Source organism: Lysinibacillus irui, from assembly GCF_028877475.1.
In the GTDB taxonomy this organism is placed as follows: domain Bacteria; phylum Bacillota; class Bacilli; order Bacillales_A; family Planococcaceae; genus Lysinibacillus; species Lysinibacillus irui.
On sequence record NZ_CP113527.1, the window covers coordinates 746,443 to 771,429 of the forward strand.

At 36.8% G+C, this 24,987-nt stretch carries 25 protein-coding genes; 20 read left to right on the plus strand and 5 right to left on the minus strand.

All coding sequences use genetic code 11. The features are described 5' to 3' along the window. The first annotated feature begins 35 nt into the window (after positions 1–35). Both OU989_RS03515 and OU989_RS03520 read left to right on the plus strand, forming a co-directional pair. A complete protein-coding gene (locus OU989_RS03515) occupies positions 36–1,403 on the plus strand; it encodes an ATP-binding protein (protein ID WP_274795737.1) in 1,368 nt (455 codons plus the stop codon). A 121-nt stretch (positions 1,404–1,524) separates the two neighbouring features. Continuing rightward, positions 1,525–1,971 carry a MarR family winged helix-turn-helix transcriptional regulator gene (locus tag OU989_RS03520; RefSeq protein ID WP_274795738.1) on the plus strand — a complete coding sequence of 149 codons (447 nt, stop codon included), beginning with the start codon at positions 1,525–1,527 and terminating at the stop codon, positions 1,969–1,971. Between the two features lie 94 nt (positions 1,972–2,065). Here OU989_RS03520 and OU989_RS03525 read toward each other — a convergent pair whose 3' ends face one another. The 3 genes from OU989_RS03525 to OU989_RS03535 all read right to left on the minus strand — a co-directional run bounded on the left by OU989_RS03525 (position 2,066) and on the right by OU989_RS03535 (position 3,702). Beyond that, positions 2,066–2,755, minus strand: a complete 690-nt coding sequence (locus OU989_RS03525) for a DUF8580 domain-containing lipoprotein (protein WP_274795739.1) — start codon at positions 2,753–2,755, stop codon at positions 2,066–2,068. 61 nt (positions 2,756–2,816) lie between these two features. Beyond that, positions 2,817–3,434: a CPBP family intramembrane glutamic endopeptidase gene (locus tag OU989_RS03530; RefSeq protein ID WP_274795740.1), complete on the minus strand. Its 618-nt coding sequence runs from the start codon at positions 3,432–3,434 to the stop codon at positions 2,817–2,819. A gap of 79 nt (positions 3,435–3,513) precedes the next feature. Beyond that, a complete protein-coding gene (locus tag OU989_RS03535) occupies positions 3,514–3,702 on the minus strand; it encodes a YkvS family protein (protein ID WP_004224583.1) in 189 nt (62 codons plus the stop codon). A gap of 124 nt (positions 3,703–3,826) precedes the next feature. Here OU989_RS03535 and OU989_RS03540 point away from each other — a divergent pair, with 124 nt between their 5' ends. The 3 genes from OU989_RS03540 (at position 3,827) to OU989_RS03550 (ending at position 5,444) form a co-directional block, all read left to right on the plus strand. Further along, positions 3,827–4,015 (plus strand): hypothetical protein, encoded by a 189-nt coding sequence (locus OU989_RS03540; RefSeq protein ID WP_274795741.1) that lies wholly within the window; start codon positions 3,827–3,829, stop codon positions 4,013–4,015. Positions 4,016–4,107: 92 nt separating this feature from the next. Further along, positions 4,108–4,284 carry an aspartyl-phosphate phosphatase Spo0E family protein gene (locus OU989_RS03545; protein ID WP_274795742.1) on the plus strand — a complete coding sequence of 59 codons (177 nt, stop codon included), beginning with the start codon at positions 4,108–4,110 and terminating at the stop codon, positions 4,282–4,284. 293 nt (positions 4,285–4,577) lie between these two features. Continuing rightward, positions 4,578–5,444, plus strand: a complete 867-nt coding sequence (locus tag OU989_RS03550) for an NAD(P)-dependent oxidoreductase (protein WP_274795743.1) — start codon at positions 4,578–4,580, stop codon at positions 5,442–5,444. Between the two features lie 65 nt (positions 5,445–5,509). On the opposite strand, the gene OU989_RS03555 is transcribed toward OU989_RS03550, so the two are convergent. Next, the gene (locus OU989_RS03555) at positions 5,510–5,902 is read right to left on the minus strand and encodes a DoxX family protein (RefSeq protein WP_274795744.1); all 393 of its coding nucleotides are present in this window, start codon (positions 5,900–5,902) and stop codon (positions 5,510–5,512) included. A 154-nt stretch (positions 5,903–6,056) separates the two neighbouring features. On the opposite strand from OU989_RS03555, the gene OU989_RS03560 reads away from it, so the two are divergent. The 6 genes from OU989_RS03560 (at position 6,057) to OU989_RS03585 (ending at position 15,324) form a co-directional block, all read left to right on the plus strand. Continuing rightward, a complete protein-coding gene (locus tag OU989_RS03560) occupies positions 6,057–6,377 on the plus strand; it encodes a winged helix-turn-helix transcriptional regulator (RefSeq protein ID WP_274795745.1) in 321 nt (106 codons plus the stop codon). A gap of 756 nt (positions 6,378–7,133) precedes the next feature. Further along, positions 7,134–8,456 (plus strand): MFS transporter, encoded by a 1,323-nt coding sequence (locus OU989_RS03565; RefSeq protein WP_274795746.1) that lies wholly within the window; start codon positions 7,134–7,136, stop codon positions 8,454–8,456. Positions 8,457–8,521: 65 nt separating this feature from the next. Further along, positions 8,522–9,424 carry a chemotaxis protein gene (locus OU989_RS03570; RefSeq protein ID WP_274795747.1) on the plus strand — a complete coding sequence of 301 codons (903 nt, stop codon included), beginning with the start codon at positions 8,522–8,524 and terminating at the stop codon, positions 9,422–9,424. A gap of 163 nt (positions 9,425–9,587) precedes the next feature. Continuing rightward, the gene (locus OU989_RS03575; RefSeq protein ID WP_274795748.1) at positions 9,588–11,135 is read left to right on the plus strand and encodes a Ppx/GppA family phosphatase; all 1,548 of its coding nucleotides are present in this window, start codon (positions 9,588–9,590) and stop codon (positions 11,133–11,135) included. Continuing rightward, entirely contained in the window at positions 11,132–13,288 is a 2,157-nt protein-coding gene (locus OU989_RS03580; RefSeq protein WP_274795749.1) for an RNA degradosome polyphosphate kinase, read from the plus strand. The genes OU989_RS03575 and OU989_RS03580 overlap by 4 nt, the downstream gene beginning before the upstream one ends. Before the next feature lie 29 nt (positions 13,289–13,317). Next, positions 13,318–15,324, plus strand: coding sequence for a putative bifunctional diguanylate cyclase/phosphodiesterase (locus tag OU989_RS03585; RefSeq protein ID WP_274795750.1), 2,007 nt, complete (start codon positions 13,318–13,320; stop codon positions 15,322–15,324). A gap of 45 nt (positions 15,325–15,369) precedes the next feature. Here the strand turns inward: OU989_RS03585 and OU989_RS03590 are convergent, their stop codons facing one another. Then, positions 15,370–15,981 (minus strand): TetR/AcrR family transcriptional regulator, encoded by a 612-nt coding sequence (locus OU989_RS03590; RefSeq protein WP_274795751.1) that lies wholly within the window; start codon positions 15,979–15,981, stop codon positions 15,370–15,372. Between the two features lie 237 nt (positions 15,982–16,218). On the opposite strand from OU989_RS03590, the gene OU989_RS03595 reads away from it, so the two are divergent. From OU989_RS03595 to OU989_RS03635, 9 genes are all read left to right on the plus strand, one after another. Continuing rightward, on the plus strand, positions 16,219–17,112 hold the full coding sequence (locus OU989_RS03595; RefSeq protein WP_274795752.1) for an NAD(P)-dependent oxidoreductase: 894 nt from the start codon (positions 16,219–16,221) through the stop codon (positions 17,110–17,112). A gap of 14 nt (positions 17,113–17,126) precedes the next feature. Further along, positions 17,127–18,647 (plus strand): CoA-acylating methylmalonate-semialdehyde dehydrogenase, encoded by a 1,521-nt coding sequence (locus OU989_RS03600; RefSeq protein ID WP_274795753.1) that lies wholly within the window; start codon positions 17,127–17,129, stop codon positions 18,645–18,647. A 64-nt stretch (positions 18,648–18,711) separates the two neighbouring features. Next, the gene (locus OU989_RS03605) at positions 18,712–20,028 is read left to right on the plus strand and encodes a GntP family permease (protein ID WP_274795754.1); all 1,317 of its coding nucleotides are present in this window, start codon (positions 18,712–18,714) and stop codon (positions 20,026–20,028) included. A gap of 18 nt (positions 20,029–20,046) precedes the next feature. Beyond that, on the plus strand, positions 20,047–20,808 hold the full coding sequence (locus OU989_RS03610) for a 3-hydroxybutyrate dehydrogenase (protein ID WP_274795755.1): 762 nt from the start codon (positions 20,047–20,049) through the stop codon (positions 20,806–20,808). Between the two features lie 17 nt (positions 20,809–20,825). Then, positions 20,826–22,010, plus strand: coding sequence for an iron-containing alcohol dehydrogenase (locus OU989_RS03615; RefSeq protein ID WP_274795756.1), 1,185 nt, complete (start codon positions 20,826–20,828; stop codon positions 22,008–22,010). A 152-nt stretch (positions 22,011–22,162) separates the two neighbouring features. Further along, complete coding sequence (gene fadH / locus OU989_RS03620) at positions 22,163–22,930, plus strand: 2,4-dienoyl-CoA reductase (RefSeq protein WP_274795757.1); 768 nt, start codon at positions 22,163–22,165, stop codon at positions 22,928–22,930. Positions 22,931–22,995: 65 nt separating this feature from the next. Further along, positions 22,996–23,235, plus strand: a complete 240-nt coding sequence (locus tag OU989_RS03625; protein ID WP_274795758.1) for a short-chain dehydrogenase — start codon at positions 22,996–22,998, stop codon at positions 23,233–23,235. A 196-nt stretch (positions 23,236–23,431) separates the two neighbouring features. Further along, positions 23,432–23,872, plus strand: a complete 441-nt coding sequence (gene cbpB, locus OU989_RS03630; RefSeq protein ID WP_274795759.1) for a cyclic-di-AMP-binding protein CbpB — start codon at positions 23,432–23,434, stop codon at positions 23,870–23,872. 66 nt (positions 23,873–23,938) lie between these two features. Then, the gene (locus OU989_RS03635) at positions 23,939–24,826 is read left to right on the plus strand and encodes a transcriptional regulator CcpC (protein ID WP_274797272.1); all 888 of its coding nucleotides are present in this window, start codon (positions 23,939–23,941) and stop codon (positions 24,824–24,826) included. Positions 24,827–24,987: the final 161 nt, after the last annotated feature.

The window sequence follows — 24,987 nt, forward strand, 5'->3', positions numbered from 1 at the left end:
CACCAACACTTATACTGAATAAAGCAGGGAAAATTTTGAACGTCAATGAAGCTGCTATTAAGCTTTTTAATCTTAATTTAACGTATATTGGCTATTTAGCTATGGACGAGCAATCTAATTTTAAATGGACTAAATTCGTCAAACAATTACAAAATGATTTGCGCTCGGAAGAAATTTTCAATATCCGCACAGCTGGTAACGACTACGAAATGCTATCTTTTAAATGTTTTTATGATCCGAATACAGAGGAGATTGTTGCGCAAATTTCAACACTAAATGATGATGTTGCCCATAAATTATACGTTAGCCATGCGCATGAAAGATCACATTCCTTCAATGCGTACGATTACTTACCTTATGCTGTTATTGTAAGTGATGCTAGCGGTATTATTCTTGGGCTTAATAAGTATGCGGAAATGTTTTTAAAAGTAGAGAGCACGCAGCTACTTCATAAAGCGCATCAACATATATTTGATTCATTTACCTTAAAAAAGGGACAAATCACTACGTACCTTTCAAAGCTGATGGGTGAAAAGCATGCAAGTATACATGTAGTAGATGAAACTCAAGTAAGTAGAACATGCTATTATGAAATTTCCAGTATTTTTGACGAATACAATAATATTATTGTCACAGTAATTAATGATGAAACAGAGAAAAAGCAACTTCAGCATAAAGTCGAGCATCAGCAAGCTTTAAATGTTGTCGGACAGATGGCAGCAAGTATTGCGCATGAAATCCGTAACCCATTAACTTCTTTAAAGGGGTTTACAGAATTATTAAAGTTAAATGCGGATGATGAATCACGTATGTATCTCTCTGTCATTGACAGTGAGCTTCAACGGATGGAACAAATTCTTTCTGAGCTTTTAGTATTGTCCAAGCCAACGACTATGAAAGTTGAATTATTAGAGCTGGATCATATTGTAAAGCAAGTCATTGAGTTTATGCTACCAGATGCACTCATGAAAAATATTATGATCCGATATATTTCAACTTCTAATCAAGTATATATTGGTGGCAATGAGAATCGCTTAAAGCAAGTACTTATGAATCTCATTAAAAATGCTATGGAATCCATGAATAATGGTGGCACGATTACTGTTGAAATGGCTACAAATGACGGAGCGATAGTCGATCTAATGATTAAAGATGAAGGTGTTGGCATGGACAGCACGACACTTCAAAACCTATTCCAGCCTTTTTACACGACTAAATCAACAGGGACAGGACTAGGCCTTGCTTTCGTGAAAAAGGTAATTGAAGAGCATGATGGCGTTATAGGCGTAAATAGCGAATTACAGAAGGGGACATGCTTCCATCTGCAGTTTCCGATTTATACGTTTAATCAAATGGATACAATGGAAGTATCCACAAAAGATTCTGCTTATTTAGTAACATAAAGAGAGTAAAAAAGGTTGCATGGTTCCTAACAAAACCTTCAAATCGGTTAATGCTTTTGACAAGGCTTTTCTAATATCGCTATAATGTCATGTATAAAGAGCGAAGTGAGAGGAAAAGAATATGACGTCAGAAGATGTAAAACAATCTTTAAAATTATATATTGTGTTATCACGTGCATTGAAAGCGGTCAACGAGACGACCCATCAATTATTTCAGGAAAATGGTTTAAACCCAACAGAATTTGCTGTTCTAGAGCTTCTATACCATAAAGGGAGACAGCCATTACAGCAAATTGGCAATAAAATTTTACTTGCCAGTGGGTCTATTACGTATGTCATTGATAAGCTTGAAAAGAGAGGCTATTTATTACGTGTTTCTTGTCCTTCAGATCGTCGTGTTACCTATGCTGAAATCACTGAGGAAGGTGAAGCATTTATGGGGGAGTTATTCCCGAAACACGAGCAGCATTTGCATGAAATAATGAGTGTTCTATCACCACAAGAAAAAGAACAAGCTATAACATTATTAAAGAAAATTGGCCTTTCTATTAAGGATTTATCTTATTAAAAAAGTTGTCTCATTCATTTGAGACAACTTTTTTGGAATTAAAACAAGGACTTTCGACATTGGCATGTCGAAAGTCCTTGTGTTTTTATTATTATTATTTTTTAGAGATAGTTGCTGCCATGTTAAGCATAGCATCTGTTAAATCTTGTTCATCATTATCATGAATTGTTAATTTTGTAATAAGGCCATCTTTTTCAAAAACAACCCCAATAACTTTTTCTGTGTCAAAGTCCACAACATAACCTTCGATATTTTGAACATCTTTAAATGCTGTTAATTCATCAGCAGGTAAAGCTACTGTTTCGCCGACAGCATTCATATAATCTTGCATAGTCGTTTTAACTTCATCAAAGCTTGATTGTGAAGCTTCGATTGTTTCAATACGCATAAACACTTCGTCATCAGCGTTGGACACTAACATGTCTTTACCTGGCTCTTCTTGTGTTAGTGTGAATCCTGGAAGCTGTTGTAGTTTATAGCTTTGATCTACACTTTCAGACGCAGTTGCCTTTTCAGTTTTCTCTTCACCTTTTTGTACGTATTTTACATCTTGTTGAGGCTGTTTAGTTGCATCCTCTGTATTTGTATCATTTGATGCAGGTGTATCTTCTTCCTCTTGTGATTCGCCTGCTGTTTCATCTCCAGATGGTTTTTGATCGGCAGCAGTATTTGATGGCTCATTTTGTTGAGCATCTGAATCCTCTGTTTTATCAGAGGTGTTGCACCCTACAACTAATACGGCTGTTAGTAATAATGCAAGAATTGAAAATAATTTTTTTTGCATAAAAAACCCTCCTTTTCTAAATTAAACGTTAGTAAAGATAAAATGTTTCCAAATTTTAATGTTATGATGTTAAAGGCAACACTAAAAATAATAATAGTACAAAAACGACATGAGCTACAATAACAAGTGGCATGCTTTTACGCCATTCATATAAAAAGCCCCAAATAATACTTGTTACAAGTGCAGCAATAACGCCGAGAATAAAACCACTTAGCGCAATTGAAATCGCACATAATAGAGAGGTCACTATAATAGCCAATGTTGGACGCATAAAGCGTTTTAACTGCTGTTGGATATAACCACGCCAAAATAGCTCTTCACCGATGGCAATGATAAATACTAGTAAAACATAGTGCCAAATATTCTGTGGTCCATAGTTTGTTAAAAATTTTTGAACGGATTGTACTAAACTATTATTAATATATGGAGCAAGCCAGTAACCGAAGCGAATAACACCATATGTGATGGTACCATATCCAATACCAAAGAGTAAAAATTGCCATGTTGGTAATTGATCTTCAATTGAGCCAGCTAAAATGGCAATGGCAATACATACTAATAAAGTAAATGCGTACATGTACCAAAATACTGCTTGGTTAGCAAAGGTAAAAGCAAGCATACCATAAACGAATAATAAAGAAAGGAGAAATAGTATTGTTTGTTTCGAATTAGTTAGCATATTCGACCTCCATACTTTAATTTTATCAAAAAAAAAGCCCCATATCATCTATAAAGACAAATAGGGACTATTCAGACTATTAAGCTTCATTAGTATATAAAATTTTATAGCGTTTATGATTGACGACCGTTTTCTCTTCGATTTCAAGGGAATCAAAATTCTCCATATATGTTAAGTTAACGATTACCGAATTTTCATTTACTTTTTCGACAATTCCTTGGAGACCATTTTTAAACTCGATAATATTTCCAACTTCAGCTATTTTCACAGACAGTCAGCTCCTTCATCGACTAATAATATACAGTTTGCACGAAAAATTGGTAAACGTAAAGCTTTTTTTAAATAATTCATAATTTATTACACAAAATATGATAATGAAAGGAATAAAACAAATGGAAAAATACGAAAATATGCTTAAACAATTACAAAACGGGGAAATAAAAAGTATTGAAATTCAAAAGGAAGAATTTTACGAATTTCGGGAAATACTAGTAAAGCATCCTTTATTTAAACACTATAGGGGTGAGGCCAAACAAAATGGACGAATTATATATACTTATACTGAAATCCCAAGAAGTTAATTTGTCGAACATTGTCGTAAGTTAATGCTGTAAGAAATGAAATATAAATGTATAATAATGGTATGATTATTTGTGTGTGGAGGGTTGTATGAATGGTCAATCTACTCTTGAAACAAATGGAACAAACTCGTGAGATGATGATTCGCTCAGGTGTAGAAAACGGGTTACAAAATGCAAAAACCATTCAACTGAGTCGCAGATTAGATCAGTTAATGAATACTTATTATAGACAGATGGCATTTGATGAAGAAAAAGACCAAGAAGACTAAAAGATTGTTCCAGTATTCAGAGTAAAAACATTTTAAAATATATGTTTAAAATGCATTTCAATGGGGAATAACTTACTATGAACACAGCAACATTCTCATTTCCCCCTTTAGAGCAGTGATCCCCCAATCACTTGCTCTTTTTTTTGCTTATTCGGTATATATGCCATACATATAAAATTTAGTACAAATAGTAGGAAGAGTTTGAATTATTTTATTCATTCACCTAAACTTAAAATATAGGTTAGGACTCTTAAAGAGTGCTTAGACAATTTATAACAAAGGAGCACGTACATATGACAAAAAAACGTATTGCATTTATTGGAACAGGTGTAATGGGCGCTAGTATAGTTAAACATTTATTAAAAAATGGTCATGATGTAACAGTGTATACCCGTACAAGAGAAAAAGCAGAGCCATTGGTGTCATTGGGGGCGTCATGGGCAAGTTCGCCAGCAGAGGCATTTAGAAATCAGGAGATTGCTTTTACGATGGTTGGATATCCTTCAGATGTGGAGGAAGTATACTTTGGGCGAAATGGCCTTTTCCAAACAGCACATCAAGGCAATATAATCATAGATATGACGACTTCAGAGCCATCCTTGGCTAAGAAAATTTATGAGCATTCCAAATCAATCGGTGTCGAAGCTTTAGATGCCCCTGTTTCAGGCGGAGATATTGGTGCACAAAATGGCACGTTATCCATCATGGTTGGTGGTGATCGAGATGCATTTGATAAGGTATTGCCAATAATGAAGCATTTCGGGGAAAACATTGTTTATCAAGGTGAAGCGGGCGCTGGACAGCATACAAAAATGTGCAATCAAATTGTCATTGCTTCTGGGATGATTGGAGTTTGTGAATCGCTAGCGTATGGTTTAAAGGCAGGATTAGATTTACCGACTGTATTACAATCAATATCGTCAGGTGCAGCTGGCTCATGGTCTTTAAGTAACCTAGCACCTCGTATGATGAAAGAAGATTTTGCTCCAGGCTTTTATATTAAACATTTTGTAAAAGATATGAAGATTGCCTTGGATGAATCGAAGAAAATGGGTATCACTTTACCAGGGTTAGCACTAGCCTATGAGATGTATGAGAAATTGGTTGAAGAAGGCTATGGTGATAATGGTACACAGGCCCTTTTAAAGTTTTATAAATAGATAGCAACAGAATAATTGTAAGCCTGAAGTCTCTTCATGTAGAAAAAGACTTCAGGTTTTTTGCTTTACTCTTTTCCAAAAAGTAAAGCATCTAAGGAGAGGCTAGACGCCCCTGCAAAAGCAAAGAATAATGCCATAGCACCTAATGCAAGGTCTAACTCATAACCAGCCAATCCATTAGCTCCGATAAAGCCGATGCTAAGTTTGGCAGTAAAGATAGCTACAATCATAGTAATTGTTAGTAAAGCCCCAAAAATTCTTGTTGCTAATCCTAAGATAATGGAAATTCCCCCAACTAATTCAATAATTGCAACGATGTATGCCATAAATCCTGGTATACCTAAACTGTCAAAGAAGTCAGCAGTATAGCTGATTCCACCCTGGAACTTTTGAAAACCGTGTACTGCAAAAATAATGCCGAGAACGACACGTAAAATAGTTGAACCAATATTTTGCATAATTAGTAACTCCTTTTCTATAACTTACATTTCGTAACTTAGTTTATTTTTAAAAACAAGTTTTGTCAAGTAACTTAATGTATTTTTAGAACTGAAAATTTTTAAAAAGTGATATACTGTTAAATAGGAACTAATGACAATGGAGGCTAGTAAATTGGATCAAAAAAATATTTGTCCACGATTTGAAAAAGCACTCATGATCTTAAATCATCGTTGGAATACCTTGCTGATTTATCAGCTATTAGATGGTCCACAACGATACTCAACCATTAAAAATCAGTTAAATATTAGTAGTCGTGTATTGACAGAGCGATTAAAGGAATTAGAAATGGAGCAAATCGTATTACGTACGGTCATACCCTCTACACCAGTAGTCATTGAGTATGAGCTTACGGAAAAAGGATATGCCATTGCACCAGTGCTAAAAGCAATTGAACAATGGTCCTCTGAATGGGTAACAGTTAACGAAGAGTGATAAAAAAGATATTCAAGCGAGGGGGCTTGAATATCTTTTCATGTTGTTAAAGAAAGAGAATGTCAATAGTAGAATAAAACGTTTGGCAAGGTGTGGGATTGATTTCTGTTCCGCCAGCATCATTTCCAGGGGGCGTCCGATGAGCCGCTTCACTCACTACGTTCGCTCCAGGGTCTTATCTGTGACGCTAATCCCCTAGGAGTGACACGGGCTCCTCTCCAATCAACCATGCTGCAAATAATGTCTTTTCTTTGTATTACACACAAGCAATAGTAAACAAAGAGCCCATTCTTTCCATCTTTTGTGAAAGAATGGGCTCTTATTTTATATGTAGAGAATGGATTAGTCACAACATTCATTAACAAAATGAAAAGTGAACATTTATTAGTGAAACCTTTGCTAAAAGATAAAAGTTTTGAGGATTAAAGTAGAAGAATACTTAATCTCATAGGATAGCAGATAGGCGTGACCCTGTTTGAAATGTTAGCGTAACTGTTTTAGCTACTAAAGCGTAGCGACAATAGGAAACAAGTAGTAAGGAACGGAAAGCTTTTTTCACCTTTCTCAAAAATTCGATTACTTGTTTCGTTTTTCTTGACATGAATGGTGTTGGGTATTCATTTATCGTTTATTTAATAGTTATGTTTCAGTAAAATTACTGATATATTGTAAATAATATTAATTTTCTTTAAAGAAAGATATTTTTTATTACAGAGGAAAATTAATGGATTATTATAAGAGTGAGAGGAGGGTTTTATGAAGAAGGGTTCAGCAATAGACATACAACATCGAAGTCAGTTAGCCATTTATTTATCATTGCCGATACTTTCATGGGCATTTTATGATTTTGCGAATACTATCTTTTCTTCAAATATAAATACTATATTTTTCCCATTTTACATGGATGAGGTTTTAGGGACGAACGAAGTCATGCAACAGGTGGCAAGTACCTTTATATCCTATGCAAATGCTATTGCAAGTTTGTTACTTGTGATTTTTTCACCGCTTTTTGGTGTATGGATTGATAACACAGGTTATAAAAAGAAGTTTATTGTATGGTTTGCATCCATTTCTATTCTTTTTACATTTATGATGGGGATATTTGCGAATGTGCAGGCAACAACGAATTACTCTGGTGTACCTCTTAGTTTATTTTTAGTTGTGGCAAGCTTTGTTATTGCTAAATTTTTCTTTAATTCAAGTCTGGTATTCTATGATTCCATGATGGGAGATCTAGGAACAAAAGAGGAAATGCCACTAATTTCAGGTTTTGGTGTTGCCATTGGCTATTTGGGTACACTTTTTGGATTACTCGTTTATTTATATGTTGGTAATAGCGATTTCCATCGAGCATTTATTCCAACGGCTATTTTGTATTTATTATTTTCATTGCCATTATTTTTTATTAATAAAGATACACCGATTCCGAAATCACAGCGAAAATCTTTAAAATTTTTAGATGGTTATAAAGAAATCCTTCAAACATTTAAGGATATGAAACAATATAAAGCGATCTTTACTTTTATGATTGCTTATTTCTTTTTAAATGATGCCATTGCTACGACGATTGCTATGATGGCGGTTTATGCTACAGCGATTGTCGGCTTTAGCTCTGGTCAATTTATCGTTCTTTATTTGGTCTCTACTGTATCAACAATCATTGGCTCACTTGCATTTGGCTATATCACAAAGTCCATAGGGGCAAAGCGTGCCATAACGATCGTTGCGCTTATTATGATTATCGCTTTGGTGTTCGCAGTTTTTGCCACAGCACAATGGATGTTCTGGCTTGCAGGTAGTCTATTTGGTATATCCCTTGGATCAATGTGGGTGACATCTAGGACCTATATTATTGAATTATCACCAAACGAAAAACGTGGGCAGTTTTTTGGCTTGTTTGCATTTTCGGGTAAAGTATCCTCCATTATTGGACCGGCAGTATACGGAACGGTTACATTATGGATGAAGGATTATGGTACGCTTGCTAGTCGTGTCGCATTATCGACATTGATTGTTATGACAGTCATTGGCTTATTGGTACATCTAAAAGTTAATGATAAAAATGGAAATAGCAAGTAGGAGAAATGTATTGCCTATGATACAATTGAATTATAAATAGATGTAGAGAAAGGAGCGGGGTTGCATTGGAACATAAAGGAATATTATTAGAAAGTGGCACAAATGAGCTAGAGATCGTTGAATTTGAAGTAGCGAACAATAAATTTGGTATTAATGTTATTAAAGTAAAAGAAATTATTCAACCGATACCAGTAACATTTATTCCACACGCGCACCCGCATGTAGAAGGAATTATTCAATTACGAGGTGAAGTATTACCAGTTGTAGATATGCTGCGAGTATTAGGAATTCAAGGTGCAGAGCGTAATCCACAACAAAAATATATAGTGGCAGAATTTAATAAACAACGTGTCGTTTTCCATGTGGATAATGTGACACAAATCCATCGTATATCGTGGGACCAAATTGAAAAGCCTTCAGATATGTATCAAGGTGGAACATCACAAGTAATTGGTGTGATTAAACAAAATGAACAAATGATTCTATTACTGGATTTCGAACGAATTATGGTGGATATCAATCCTGAATCGGGAATCAGTGTGGAATCTGTTAAAAAGCTTGGTAAACGTGAACGTTCTGAAAAACGTATTTTAATTGCAGAAGATTCACCATTATTACGCAAATTATTATTTGACACGATGAGTGAAGCTGGTTATGACAATGTTGAATTCTTTGAAAATGGCCGAGATGCATATGATTACTTAGAGGGAATTGCTAAGAGTGGTAGTGATATTGCAGAGCATATTCAATTAGTGGTAACTGATATTGAGATGCCGCAAATGGATGGACATCATTTGACACGAAAAATCAAAGAGCATCCGGATCTTCAAAAGCTTCCTGTCATTATTTTCTCCAGTCTCATTACAGACGATCTTCGTCATAAAGGTGATCAGGTAGGAGCAGAGGATCAAATTAGTAAGCCAGAAATTGCAGAGCTCATTTTACGTGTTGACCAGCTTATTCTGTAGTAATTGTGGCTTACATGATACTTCACAATTTTAATAATGGGTATCCTGAAAGTATAAATAAATGAAAGAAAAAGTCGGATGCCTTAAGAGGTACCGACTTTTTTGTATATGTCCACATAGGTATGAACAAAATAAATAAAAGATACTTGAAGGATGTGATGATTTGAATGAGCTAAAAACAGCCATTATTGATATCGGCTCCAATACCATTCGATTAGTATTATATCAGTATGATAATGAAGAAGGGCTACGTGAGCTTGGGAATATTAAAACGGTAGCTCGTTTGCGTACATATATTCAGCCCTCAGGAGAGATGTCTGTAGAAGGTATTCAAGTGTTATCAGAAACTTTATTAACATTTAAAGCAATGCTTGAGGATTTTGAGGTGACAGATGTTAAAGCAGCTGCGACTGCCGCTATCCGACAGGCTACTAACCGAGACCAGATTATTAAGGAAATGAAGGAACGAACTGGTATTCAAATAGAGCTTTTATCAGAAGAGGAAGAAGCTTATTTTGGATATGTTGCTGTTGCCTATTCTATGGGAACGCAATCCGCAGTGACGATAGATATTGGTGGTGGTAGTACTGAAATTACGCTGTTTGAAAATAAAGAGATTCAGCAATCACATAGTTTCCCTTTTGGGACGGTATCTTTAAAGCAACGATTTGTAAAGGGCGATATTATGAATAGTAGCGAAAAGGGGGAGCTCATTGCTTATATAAAAGAGCAATTTCAATCGCTTCCTTGGATAAAAAATGTGGCTTTACCTATTATCGCTATAGGTGGTAGTGCGAGAAATATTGCTCAAATGCATCAACAAAAGCATGATTATCCTATTGCCAGTGTCCATGGTTACGAAATGACAAAGGAAAATTTAGATGATTTAAGCTTGTTTTTAGGGCGACTAAGTTTCCAAGAGTTGAAGCAGCTGGATGGGCTATCATCTGATCGGGCAGATATCATTGTTCCTGCATTAGAGGTTTTTAGAGTGTTAATGGAGGTAGTCGATAGTAAGGCATTCCAACTGACCAAAAGAGGCTTGCGTGAAGGACTTATTTATGACCGAATTTTGCAAACAGATGCACTTGCCTTTGATAAATACAATGTATTTGAAGGAAATGCTAGAAGATTAGCACGTCAGTATGGACGGACTGAAATGGAAGTTGATTATTTGATGCATTTAGCAGATCAATTATACCGAGAATGTTGCCATTTAGGGTATTTGCAGTATAATCCCGAAGATTTACATTTGTTAACAAAGGCTGCGAAGGTTTTCAATATAGGAGAATACATTGAATTAAGCTCATCAAGCCAACACACCTTTTATTTAATTGCGAATCAATCAATTGATGGTTTAAATCATTTAGAACGAGTAAAACTAGCACTTCTTGCATCCTACAAAAATAAGGATTATTTCGAACGATTTGCTGCTCCATTTGCAACATGGATGGACCGTGAAGAATATCGCAAAATCAGAGACTTTGGAGCGTTATTAAAATTTGTCTATGCGTTAAATGTTTCAAAGCGCAATGTTGTCCATGCTATTGAGATGCATACAGAAGAGGATCATGTCCAACTCGATATTTATGTAAAAAAGAATGCTGCTGCTGAAAAGTATCAAGCTAATCGACATAGGAAACATTTAGAGCGGGCATTAAAAATCCCCATGAAGATCAATTTTATTGAAGAAGGGTGGAACAATGGATGACGACTGAAGTAACAAAAAATGAGCTTAATGAAGAAGAGTTTTCAGAAAATCATAATCGATTGTTAGAAGAAATTGCTAAGCCACAGTATTATAATAATCGTGAATTGAGCTGGCTTGCCTTTAATGAGCGAGTTTTAGAGGAAGCAGAGGATGTAAATAATCCTCTGCTAGAGCGTTTGAAATTTTTGGCTATATTTAGCTCGAATTTAGATGAATTTTTTATGGTTCGTGTCGCAGGACTACAAGATCAAGTCCGTGCGGGTTTCCATAAGCCTGAAAATAAATCCGGATTAACACCAAAGGAGCAGTTGGCGAAAATTGCAGAACGAACACAAGCATTAGTTCGTCGTCAAACGGAAGTTTATCGACATTTAATCTATGATTTACTCCCACAACATAATGTACATATTGCAGATATGAAAGATTTAAATAGCGCTCAAAAAGCGTTTATTAATGAAATGTTTGCAGAAACAATCTTCCCTGTTTTAACACCCGTTGCGGTTGATGCATATCGTCCTTTTCCAACATTGCTTGGGAAAACTTTAAATTTACTAGTCCTATTAGAGCAGGACGAAACAGATGTCGAGAGTCGTGAAAAAGTGGCAATCGTACAAGTTCCATCTGTTTTAGATCGCTATATAAAAGTTCCATCTGAAGAAGGGAAAACGGTTGTTGTTTTATTGGAGGATGTGATTGTTGCGCATATTGAAAAATTATTTTATGGCTACAGTGTAAAATCAGCACAAGCTTTCCGTTTAACGAGAAACGCAGATTTAACTATCCATGAAGAGGGCGCTCGTGATCTTCTAGTTGAAATTGAAAAAGAACTGAAAAAACGAAAATGGGGAGTAGGAAGCCGTTTAGAAGTTCGAGTTGGAGAAATGAATGATGAGGTGCTTCAATACTTACTAGATGAATTTGAAATTGAAGAAACAGATGTGTTCCATATTGATGGTCCTTTGGATTTAACCTTTATGTTCTCTTTTGTCAAAGGCATATCTGTAGGTCGAGAGCATCTAGAATATGAAAGCTTTATTCCACAGCCACCTTTAGACTTACAATCAGATGAAAATATTTTTGAAAAAGCTTTACAACAAGATATTTTTTTCCACCATCCTTATGAGTCGTTTGCCCCTATTGTTGATTTTATTTCAGAGGCTGCCGTTAATCCGAATGTATTAGCTATAAAACAAACATTATATAGGGTGAGTGGGAATTCACCGATTATTCAAGCGTTAAAACTTGCAGCTGAGAATGGCAAACAAGTAACCGTATTAGTGGAGCTAAAGGCCCGATTCGATGAAGAAAATAATGTGCACTGGGCAAAACAACTAGAACAAGCAGGTTGTCTTGTGATTTATGGCATGAATAATTTAAAAACACACTCCAAAATTACACTAGTAGTTAGTCGTCGTAATGGCAAAATCGAACGTTTTGTTCACCTTGGTACTGGAAATTATAATGATGCAACTGCAAAAATCTATACGGATATGGGCATAATAACTACAGATAAAGAGTTTGGCATTGATGCGACAAATTTCTTTAACTACTTAAGTGGTTATACAGAAAAACCTACCTTTAATCATTTAGTAGTTGCACCATTTGATATTCGAGATGAGTTTATTCGTTTAATGGATGAAGAAATTGCCTGTCATAAAAAATATGGCAATGGTTTTATTCGTGCAAAAATGAATTCATTGACGGACAAAGACTTAATGATGAAGCTTTATGAGGCATCTATTGCAGGTGTAAAGGTAGAGCTCATTATACGGGGGATCTGTTGTATTAGACCAGGTATTCCTGGTATTAGTGAAAACATCACCGTGACAAGTATTGTTGGTCGTTTCCTTGAACATTCTCGTATCTATTGGTTCCATCATAATGGAGAGAATAAAGTCTATCTATCTTCTGCTGATATGATGACACGCAATATGATTAAACGTGTAGAAATTTTATTCCCTGTATATGCAAGTGAGGCAAAAACCCGTATTATTGACATAATGAATGCACAATTAATGGATACTGCCAAAGCACGTATTCAAGACTCTAATGGTAAATATCATTACAAAGAGTTTGACCGTAGTGAAGATCCATTGAATAGCCAAGAAATTTTCTTAAAGGATGCATTAAAGCCTACGCTAGACGAAGAATAGAGCAAAAACGCTACTTAGTGAGGGATAGGATGAAAAAATATAGAGAGAGTGTAGCGCCATTTGCAGATTATCAACAACTCATCCAGCTGAATCCATTTGATGCAGTCGTATGTTTGAGAAAAGTTGATACGACAGCGTTTGAGGTAGTTGAATTTAACGATAAGCTATTATCATTGATTGAGCTGCAGGATCGTACAGCCAAAAAAGCAGAGAACTTTTTTTCAAAACAATGTTGGCTGCAATTGTCGAAATTTCTAAATCAAGAATTCAATAAACAGCATGTCCTAAAATTAGGTATAGGTCCACAAGAAAAAACATTTGCAATTCATGTACAGCACTTTGCTAAATCAATGGTTGCCATTATTCTTCGGGCAACACAATTTGACATCAATCCATATTTACAATTCATAGAACAACATGTGAGCCCAGTGTTAACAACAGATTTACAAGGTCGAATTATTCACCAAAACGTTGCTGCTACCCAAGCACTGTCAATGGAACACAACAGTCTATTAGGTCTAGATATTTTTTCATTATTAGAAAATAAATATGTCAATGAGTTTAAATTGCTATTTGACAAAACAATTGAAGGCTCAGCATTTGGCATGCCAAAATGTTTATTGAAGGGTCAATTGTTAAGTAAAGAACCCTTTTACTTAAGAACGCATCCAACGTATTATAACGGTGAAGTGATAGGTGTACATTTATTTGTTAAAGATGCCAATTCATTTATGAATGATCATGAGGCATTTTATTACCTAGCATTAATGGATGAATTAACAGGTATTTGGAATCGAAAAGCCTTTAAAGAACACTGGCTCCATCATTTAAATGACAAGAAGCAAGAGCACAAGCAAGCTGCCCTGATTTTAGTTGATATTGATCGCTTTAAAAAATTCAATGAATCTCTTGGTGAGAGCAGAGGAGACGAACTCATGCGCATGTTTAGTCACAGACTTCGTGAGCTCTGTTACTCAAAATGCTCGCTCTACCGCTATAACAGTGATGAGTTTATCTTTGTGTTAAAAGATGCAACGATACAAAAAATTGAGCGGACAGCTAATGCTATTCTGGATATTTTAAAACAGCCTTTTATGATAGATGGGCAGGAATATTTTATTAGTGTATCGATTGGTATTTCTCTTAGTCCTGCAGATGGGAAAGATTTAGAAACCCTTGTACGAAAAGCGGATAAGGCTTTATTTTCTGTTAAAGAACATGGTCGATCACATTATCGTTATTATCGTGAAGATATGACCGCTATTTTTCCAAATGAAGCCTTGATGGAGGCTCATTTACGTCGTGCAATTGAATTTAATGAGTTAAGCCTTCATCTGCAACCACAAATGGATTTAGCAAATAATAGCATCAATAGTTTTGAAGCCTTATTAAGATGGAACAATCGTAAATTTGGTTTTGTATCACCAGCACAGTTTATTCCAATTGCAGAGGCATCAGGCTTAATTATTGAAATAGGGGATTGGATTATTGATGAGGTTTGTCGTTACCAAAGCGAATGGCAGACAAAGGGCTACCGTCCTGTACGAATAGCGGTTAATATATCACCAAAACAATTTAGAAAAGAAAACTTTGCGCGAAAAATTAAAGAAGCGTTGAAGAAATATGATGTTCCTCCAGAATTACTAGAGGTAGAAATTACGGAAAGTTCAATGACCAACGTCCATGAAACATTTTCAATTCTTACAGAGTTAAAGCAATTAGGTGTTTATGTATCAGTGGATGACTTTGGAACAGGCTATTCCTCATTAAGCTACCTTAAACGTTACCCGATTGATATTATTAAAATCGATCAATCATTTATTGCCGATATTGCAAAAGATGATAAAAACGAGGCCATTATTAAAGCAATTATTTCGATGTCTCATAATTTAGGATTAGAGGTCATTGCTGAAGGAATTGAAGAGCCGACACAAGTCGACTTTCTAAAACGTCATCGTTGTCAAAAGGGACAAGGCTATTTATACAATAAACCATTACCAGTTGAAACAATTGTGCAACAATATTTTGTAAGCTGATAAGAAGTAGCACTTCATCATAAAATGGATGAAGTGCTACTTTTTTTACTTATTGCTCTTGAGACCGTTCAAGACAATTGTTGTAAATTGGGACATTTCTGAAGCAAGATCGAAATCTTCGCTGTGTATTAACCAATCATAAACATTGGCGCGCATACAACGTTGAATGATTGCTTGGATGTTAGGAATTGATATATCTTGTCTGAATTCTCCTTGTTGAATACCCTCTTCGATATATGTATTCATAATTTGAAAAATTTTACGTTGAGGGTTAATTAAATAATGATCTTGCTGCACTTGGTTTGTCATTGCAGCTGTATACACAGTACGCAACAAATCCTTACCAACAACATTAGTTAAATACTTCATTTGTTCTTGATACACTAGCAGTATTTTTTCACTTGCTGGTAATGCTCCATCAATATTTTTTTCAACAGTACTATAAAAATGATCAAGCTCCTTAAATTTTTCTAAAATAACATCATATTTAGAAGGGAAGTGTGTATAAAATGTACCTTTTGAAACATTGCATGCTTTTGTAATTTGTTCAACAGATACATGCTCATAACCATATTTATTAAATAAATCTAAAGATGTTTTTAATAATCTTTCACGTGTTTCTAATGCCTTTTTTTGTCTGTTTGTGAGTACTTCCATTGCTGCTTATTACCTCCACTATTAAATATTGTGAAATATTTTATATAAAAAATATTCAGAAAATATTAAATTTTTAATTGACGAGATGGATTTCTATTGATTATGATTTAATTGACCGAAGTCAATGACCGTGGTCATTATAGGTATCTCGTTACTAATGTTACTTTAAAAAATGAAAGTTGGCTAGTGCATCAACAAGCTTTTCTATTGTATTTTCAAGGATTGGGGGAGGTCTAAATGAAGGAGAAATTAGGTTTTATCGGCTTAGGCAATATGGGTTTACCGATGTCTATTAATCTATTAAGAGCAGATTATGAGGTATATGGTTACGATACAAATGCACAGGCAATGGAACAATTCGTAGCAGCGGGGGGCATTGGGCTTGAGTCAGCTAAGGAAATTGCCAAACAATGCGATGTAATTATGACCAGTTTGCCTACCCCACAAATTGTTGAATTGGTTTATCAGTCAGAGCAAGGCATTTTACATCATGCAAAGAAAGGTAGCTTACTAATTGATTTTAGCACTGTAAATCCCGAATTGAATGATTCGTTACATATAGAAGCAAAAGCTTTGGGATTACGATATTTGGGAGCACCTGTAAGTGGTGGGGTCATCGGGGCTGTAAATGCAACATTAACAATTATGGTTGGTGGTGACACAGATGATTATAAAAATGCCGAAAGAATATTCGGAATAGTCGGAAAGAATATCTATCACTTGGGCACATCTTCAAGTGTAGGCACACGCATTAAATTACTGAATAACTTAATGATTGGGTTTTACACAGAGGCAGTCGCTGAAACCATTGTACTTGGCGAAAAAATGGGTATTCAGGCAGACACACTATATGAAGTTTTAAGCAATAGCTATGGCCAAAGCCGTATATATGAACGCAATTATTTGGAGTATATGAAAAATGATAATTATGAGCCTGGCTTTTCAACAAATCTACTATTAAAGGATTTGAAGTTAGCTAAGGAGATGGCAGATGAAGCAGGTGTATCACTGCGAATTGGTGAAAAATTAGTGGATCTTTACAGTGGAATTTCTCAGCAAGGCTATGGAGAAAATGATATGTCTGCAGCTTATTTAAGCTTAAAAGAAACATGTAAAATAGAACAATTATAAGAGGAGGAAAAAATATGACGACAGCACAAGAGGTTAAAACATTAACACATTTTATTGGAGGCAAATTGGTTGAAGGGAAAAGTGGACGATTTGGTTCGGTATTTAATCCAACAACAGGTGATGTTATTGCTAAGGTGCCCCTTGCGACAGTAGAGGAAACGCGAGATGCAATCGAGCAAGCTCAAGCAGCATTTCCAACTTGGCGAGATACATCAGTGGCAAAGCGTGCAGAAGTTGTGCTAAGGTTCCGTAATCTTATTACTGAAAATATGGAGGAGCTATTACACATTATTTGCACTGAAAGCGGAAAAACGATTGAAGATGCCAAAGGTGAAATTACACGGGGACTTGAATCTGTTGATTTAGCCATTGGTGCACCTCACTTAATGAAAGGGGAATACTCTGTTAATGTTGGAGGTCAAATCAATGCCTATTCTGCAAAATACCCATTAGGAGTTGTAGCGGCAATTTCTCCATTTAACTTCCCAATCATGGTACCCCTAGCACAAACGAGTATGGCGATTGCTGTAGGAAACGCTGTTGTATTAAAGGCTTCCGAGCGCGTGCCAATGACTGCGTTGTATGTTAGTGAGCTGTGGAAGAAAGCCGGTTTGCCTGATGGTATTTGGACAGTCATTAATGGTGATAAAGATGCGGTCAATGAACTTTTAGAAAACCCGACTGTGCAAGCGATTTCATTCGTCGGCTCAACACCAGTAGCTAAATATATTTATGAAACAGGATCAAAGTACGGAAAACGTGTAACTGCTCTTGGTGGTGGTAAAAACAATATGGTCGTAATGCCAGATGCGGATCTTGAACAGGTTGCTAGTGCCTTTATTGGTGCAGCTTATGGAGCAGCATCCCAGCGTTGTATGGCGATATCTACTATCATGCCTGTAGGAAAGGATACTGCTGATCGCCTAGTGGAGATTCTTAAGGGGAAAATTTCTAATCTGAAAGTAGGCCCATATACAAACCCTGATTCAGATTTTGGCCCTGTTATTTCTCAGCAATCAAAAGAAGCAATACTTGCTGCCATTGATCGAGGGGAAGCTGAGGGAGCCTCCGTAATTTGCGATGGTCGAGAGCTTGACATTGTCAAAGAGTCTAAAGGATTTTATGTAGGTCCAACATTATTAGATCATGTAAAGCCAGGCATGGAAGTTTATGAGCAAGAAATATTTGGTCCAGCACGTAATGTTGTTCGTGTTGATTCATTGGAGGAAGCTATTGCCCTTATTAATAAGCATGAGCTAGGTAATGGTGTCACTATCTTTACTAATGATGGGTTAGCAGCTCGTAAATTTACGACGGAAATTGATGTCGGTATGGTAGGTGTCAATGTACCAATTCCTATTCCAGTAGGCTACCATAACTTCGCAGGCTTTAAAGGCTCTCGTTTTGGTGAGGGGCATATGTTCGGTCCGGATCAAGCGCGATTCTTTACAAAAACAAAAACAATTTCAGAGCGTTGGATGGCGGGCAATGCCTCCACTGCATCAACATTTGCATTCCCTAGCAATAACGACTAATACAAACAAAGAGCTGTAGAAACATACAGCTCTTTTTCTAAAAAAGGGGAAGGGTGGGGTGTAAATGTTAGAGTATCTTGGTCTTTTTGGTAGTTTAGCATTGTTAGTTTACTTAACGATGAGAGGTGTAAATTTACTTATTTCAGCACCGTTGACAGCACTGTTAGCAGCCATCACAAATGGTCTTGCGTTTTTTCCTCAAACAGCAGAAGAAAATCAGGCCAACTTCTTAACAAGCTATATGGATGGATTCACAGGGTTTGTTGGTTCTTGGTATTTAATGTTCATGGCAGGTGCCATTTTCGGTAAAGTCATGGAGGACACTGGCGCAGCAGATAGTGTCTCTAAATGGATTGTTGAAACAATTGGGGTGAAATATGCCACCTATGCTGTCGTATTAGCTGCCGCAGTACTCACATATGGAGGAGTTTCCGTTTTTATCGTAGCGTTTTCCGTTTATCCAATGGCTATCAGTTTATTTAAACAAGCCAACTTTCCACGACGTTTTATTCCTGCTGCACTAGGTCTGGGTTCTGTCACTTTTACGATGACATCAGCAGGCTCACCTGAAATTCAAAACTGGATACCCATTTCCTACCTTGGTACCACACCATATGCAGGGTGGCAAGTTAGTATTGTTGTCGCTATTTTCATGGCTGTGGGTGGCTCACTTTGGTTGAATTGGATGATTAAGCGGGCTGTTAAAAATGGAGAAATTTTTATTGCACGTTCAACAGATCCAGTAGCAGATGAAAAGCGTAAGCTTCCGAGCCCGCTTCTGAGTCTTGTGCCGTTATTAGTTGTTTTAGTAATTTCTTATATTTTTCACGATTCCCTAGGAACCTCGGCTTTAATTGTGGCATTAACAAGTGGTTGTATTGTGGCGTATATAGTGAGCTTTAAATATGCAAAATCAGTTGGAGCAACGTTAGCAGCAGGCGCAATGGGTGCTATTATTGCCATTGCGAATACAGCGGCTGTAGTTGGCTTTGGAGGGGTAGTAAAAGCAACACCGTCTTTTATTGCAACAGTAGATGTTATGACGAATATCCCTGGTAGTCCGTTAATCGGAGGTGCACTAGCCATTGCTGTTATTGCTGGTTTAACAGGTTCCGCATCTGGAGGACAAACCATTGCGATGCCTTTACTGGCACCACATTATATCGATATGGGTGTAGACACAGAAGCGTTGCATCGGACAATCGCTATCGCATCAGGTTCCCTTGATTCATTGCCACATGGTGGATATGTTGTGACAACCATCAATTCGGTATGTAATGAAAAGCATAAGGATGCCTATATGCCATTTGGAGCATTGACCGTAATTATCCCGATTATAGGTACAATCATTGCGATCATATTATTCTCATTGGGTATGTAGATGTAGGAGGGATGTAGTATGCAAGGAAAAACGGTTTTCATTACCGGGGCAGCTCGTGGCATCGGTCTTTCTATGGCTCAAGCATTTGCTGAACAAGGAGCAAATGTAGTGATAACGGATAAAGATGAACATTTATTAAAAGAGGCAGTTGTACAAAATCCCACTTTAACTGCCTATACATGTGATGTAACAGAGGAACAGGCTATAAAAAAGGCTATCGATTTTACGATAAGTCATTTTTCAACAATAGATATTTTAATCAATAATGCAGGTTTTCAACACGTCTCTCTAATTGAAGAATTTCATACGGAGATTTTTGAGGCTATGCAAAAGGTAATGGTCGTAGCACCCTTTGTCGCGATGAAATATGCATTACCACATATGAAGAAAAATCAATTTGGACGAATTATTAATATGGCATCCATCAATGGCGTCATAGGGTTTGCTGGTAAAGCAGGTTATAATGCTGCAAAGCATGGTGTCATTGGGCTTACCAAGGTAGCTGCACTTGAGGTGGCGACTAATGGAATCACGGTAAATGCCATTTGTCCGGGATATGTTGATACAGAATTAGTACGTAATCAGTTTAGTGATTTAGCAAAGACACGGGGTATTCAGGTAGAGGAAGTGCTTGAACAGGTGTTATATCCACTAGTACCGCAAAAAAGGCTACTGGATGTCTCAGAAATTACGGCACTAGCTTTATATTTAGCAGGTGATACAGCAAAGGGGTTAACTGGTCAGGCCATTTTATTAGATGGCGGCTATACAGCTCAATAGCTTAGGAGGGTTGAAATATGATTCAAACAAAAACAATCTTTACGGTTCATTCGCCAGGCACAATCGTATATGGGCGAGACTCATTTGAAGAAGTGGGCGAATATGCAAAAAAATTAGGCTCCAAGGCATTAATCGTTAGTGACCCAATCATGGATAGCTTAGGTTTTGTTAACCAATGTCGTACGCTATTAAAGACCCAAGGGGTGGAAGCGGTTTCATATATAGGGGTAGTAACGGAGCCCAATGATACGTACGTAGCAGAGGGATTACAATTATTGCAAAACGAGAACTGCGATGTCATTCTGTCGGTTGGTGGGGGAAGCTGTATAGATACGGCCAAGGCAATTGCAGTAGTGGCTACAAATGGTGGCTACATAGGGGATTATATGAAGATGGCAAAGGTTGCAGAGCAAGCACCAATTCCACACATAGCCATACCTACGACGGCAGGTACAGGATCGGAAGCAACAGATGCAACCGTTATTACCAATACGAAGAGTGATGTAAAAATGATGATTAAGCAGCCAGCCTTTATGCCAACGGTTGCGATAGTCGATCCTATTTTAACGCTAACATCACCGCCCGCAATTACTGCGGCGACGGGTATTGATGCATTAAGCCATGCAATAGAGAGCTATTTATCACGTTTAGCACATCCCTATTCTAATGTGCTTGCATTATCTGCTATGGAATTAATCGTTAATAATCTAGTAAAAGTCTATGAGCATGGGGATGATGTTGATGCGAGAGAAGCTATGTCATTAGGCTCTATGCAGGCTGGGCTGTCCTTTTCTAATGCGTCCGTTGCTTTAGTGCATGGCATGTCACGTCCAATTGGTGCACTCTTCCATGTTCCACATGGTATTTCAAATGCGATGCTTTTACCAGCAGTTCTGGACTTTTCAAAAGAATCATGCATAGATCGTCTAGCAGATTTAGGTCAGTTTTTTAATGAAACAAAAGAACCCTTCTCGCAAGAAGAGCTTGCTCAGCTAGCTATTACGTCCATTAAAGAAATGTGTAAGCATATGAAGATTGGGAATCTAAAGCAATGGGGAATAGAGGAACAAGCTTACTATGATGCCATCCCTAAAATGGCAGAGGACGCAATTGCAAGTGGCAGCCCAAGTAATAACCCAAAGGTACCGACAAAGGAAGAATTAATGGAACTATATAAAATTGCTTATACGTATGAATTTTAATATATGGGGGCTATTCAGTTTACTAGAATAGCTCTCTTTTTTAATAGACAGAAAAATAAACTAGCTATCTGTAGAATTAATATGACATATTCGAGAAAATATAGTAAAATTTTAATGAATCATCATTCATTTTTGATAAAGGGGGAAATGGGATGTTACAAGGGAAAACCATTATTATTACAGGCGGATCAAGTGGTATGGGGCTTTATATGGCGAAGCAATTCGTTGCTGAGGGAGCGAATGTTGTCATCACAGGGCGCAACGAAGAACGACTAGCAGAGGCTAAAAAATTTATTGCTGAGGCTGGTCCTGCTATTGAGACATTCCAAATGGATGTACGTGTGCCAGAGCATGCTGAGGCAATGCTTGCATTTGCTGTTGAAAAATTTGGTCAAGTTGATGGGCTTGTGAATAATGCTGCAGGTAATTTTATTGTCCGTGCAGAGGATTTATCACCAAATGGCTGGAAGGCTGTAGTAGATATTGTGTTAAATGGGACATTCTTCTGTTCTTCAGTTGTCGGTAAGTATTGGATTGAACATAAGATTAAAGGATCTATTTTAAATATGGTGGCAACTTATGCTTGGAATGCTGGAGCGGGTGTTATCCATTCAGCTGCGGCAAAAGCAGGGGTATTGTCATTGACAAGAACATTAGCTGTCGAATGGGGAAAACAGTATGGCATTCGAGTTAATGCGATTGCACCTGGCCCAATTGAACGAACAGGTGGGGCTGATAAGCTTTGGGAATCAGAAGCAGCAGCGGCTCGAACATTAGATTCTGTTCCATTAGGTCGCACAGGCACACCTGAAGAAATTGCTGATTTAGCTACGTTTATGATGTCTAACAAAGCAAGTTATATGAATGGAGAATGTGTCACACTTGATGGTGGGCAATGGCTCAATCAATATCCTTTCTAATAAATGTTGTGCATAATAGAGAGCTTGGTTGACGCATACTAAGGGGAAAGAAAGGAGTTTTGCCTATGGGTATGTGGTTAATACCAGCTATCATTGCCATTGTGATCATTTCTGCTATTTCTTTTGTCTCCACATTAAAAATTGCAAAAATGACTTCTGAACGGAAATCTGAAAATGATACCCCGGTTTCCGAAACAGTGGAAGAATATGCAACAATGTTGAACCCCATTGTTTGGGTATATGCAATTTTTTTGCTTTTTTTAGGTATCATGATTTTTTATTACTGGAGTAAGGCGGGCTATTAAACACCATCATCTTCATTCAGTAAAGAAACAGCTTAGCTGAATGAAGATGTACTTAGTTTTTGTTGTTAGGCTAAAATAATTCATTATTCGTGAAAAACTCTTCTAGTTCTGATCATGGTCATACATAGAAAAATTGTGATATGATGAAAGAGAAGGACTGTTCTACACAGTGAGGACAGAAAAGGAGAAGAAGTTCATGATTTCAACTAACAGCAAAGACTTATTAGCAATGCCAATTAGTGATTTTATCATTTCCTCTGAAAAAGTTGCGCATGTACAAAGTGGAAATAGTGCGGAACATGCACTCCTTGTACTAACACGTACAGGGTACTCGTCCATACCTGTATTAGATTTGAAATATCGACTTCAAGGTTTACTAAGCATGAAAATGATTACTGAATCGATTCTTGGACTTGAGCATATTGAATATGAAAAGCTACCTGATATTAAAGTGGACTCAATAATGGAAAAAGAAATCGCTGTTTTAAAGTTAACGGATACGTTCCAGCGTGCTTTGGATTTAGTTATTAACCACGCCTTTTTATGTGTAGTGGACGAAGAAGGAACATTTGCAGGGATATTAACAAGACGTGTTATATTAAAGCAATTGAAAAAATATATTTATCAAAAAGATTAGTAGCTTAGGGGGACTCAGATGAAAATCATGAGGCCCTCTTTGCTTGTATTGGAGGTTTACAGATTGATGGCAACAGAGGCAGAAATTTTAAAAATTTTAGCTGAAGAACGCAATATGCGAAAAGCAGCAGAACGTCTATTTTTATCCCAACCAGCTCTATCTCAACGTTTGCAAACAATTGAAAAAGACTGGGGTGCACAGTTATTTATTCGTTCACAAAAGGGGTTAACAGCAACACCAGCTGGCGAGCAGGTAATTGCGTATGCAAAGGAGATGCTAACTAAAAAGGAAGAGATTTTTGAAACGATTCAATCCTTAACAACAAAGGTAAATGGGACATTGAAAATTGCCTGTGCCTCTATTGTAGGCCAAAACTGGCTTCCGAAAATTTTGAAGGACTTTGTATCAAAATATCCTGAGGCAAAAATATCTCTTATGACTGGTTGGAGTTCTGAAATTGTGAAAGCACTTTATGAGGGTGAAGCACATGTTGGCATTGTACGAGGGCAGGTTGACTGGAAGGGAGAAAAGATTCATCTTTTTAGAGATACGCTTTATTTAGTGGATAAAGAGGTTAAGACTATTGAAGATGTTCTAAAGACAGACCGTCCATTTATTCAATATAAAAGTGATTCCAACTACTATCAAGAAATTCAACAATGGTGGCAACAGCATTTTGCTTCAAATCCAAGGAAACAAATTTTAGTGGATCAAATTGAGATTTGTAAGCAAATGGCTTTAAATGGTATTGGATATGCTATACTACCCTCCATTACGTTAAATGACCATGATGCAATTCATAAAATCCCTCTAACAAATGATGAAAAAGAGTTTGGTCTTACGCGAGATACTTGGCTAATTGGCTATGAATCCTCCTTTGAATTAAGACAGGTAGAGGCGTTTGTTGAAGTAGTGCAGGATCATGCTCGTTGTTTGTTTGATTATACAAATTAGGAAATAAGGCAGTTCCAAGCTCTTTCGGGATTGCCTTTTTTTCATTATAGAGGACCTAAATTTCTTAAGAGTTTATGAATATTCATGAAGATGTCATAAGAAATGGAACAAACTACAATTTAAATCGTATAATTATGTAACCATCTATTTACATAAAAAGG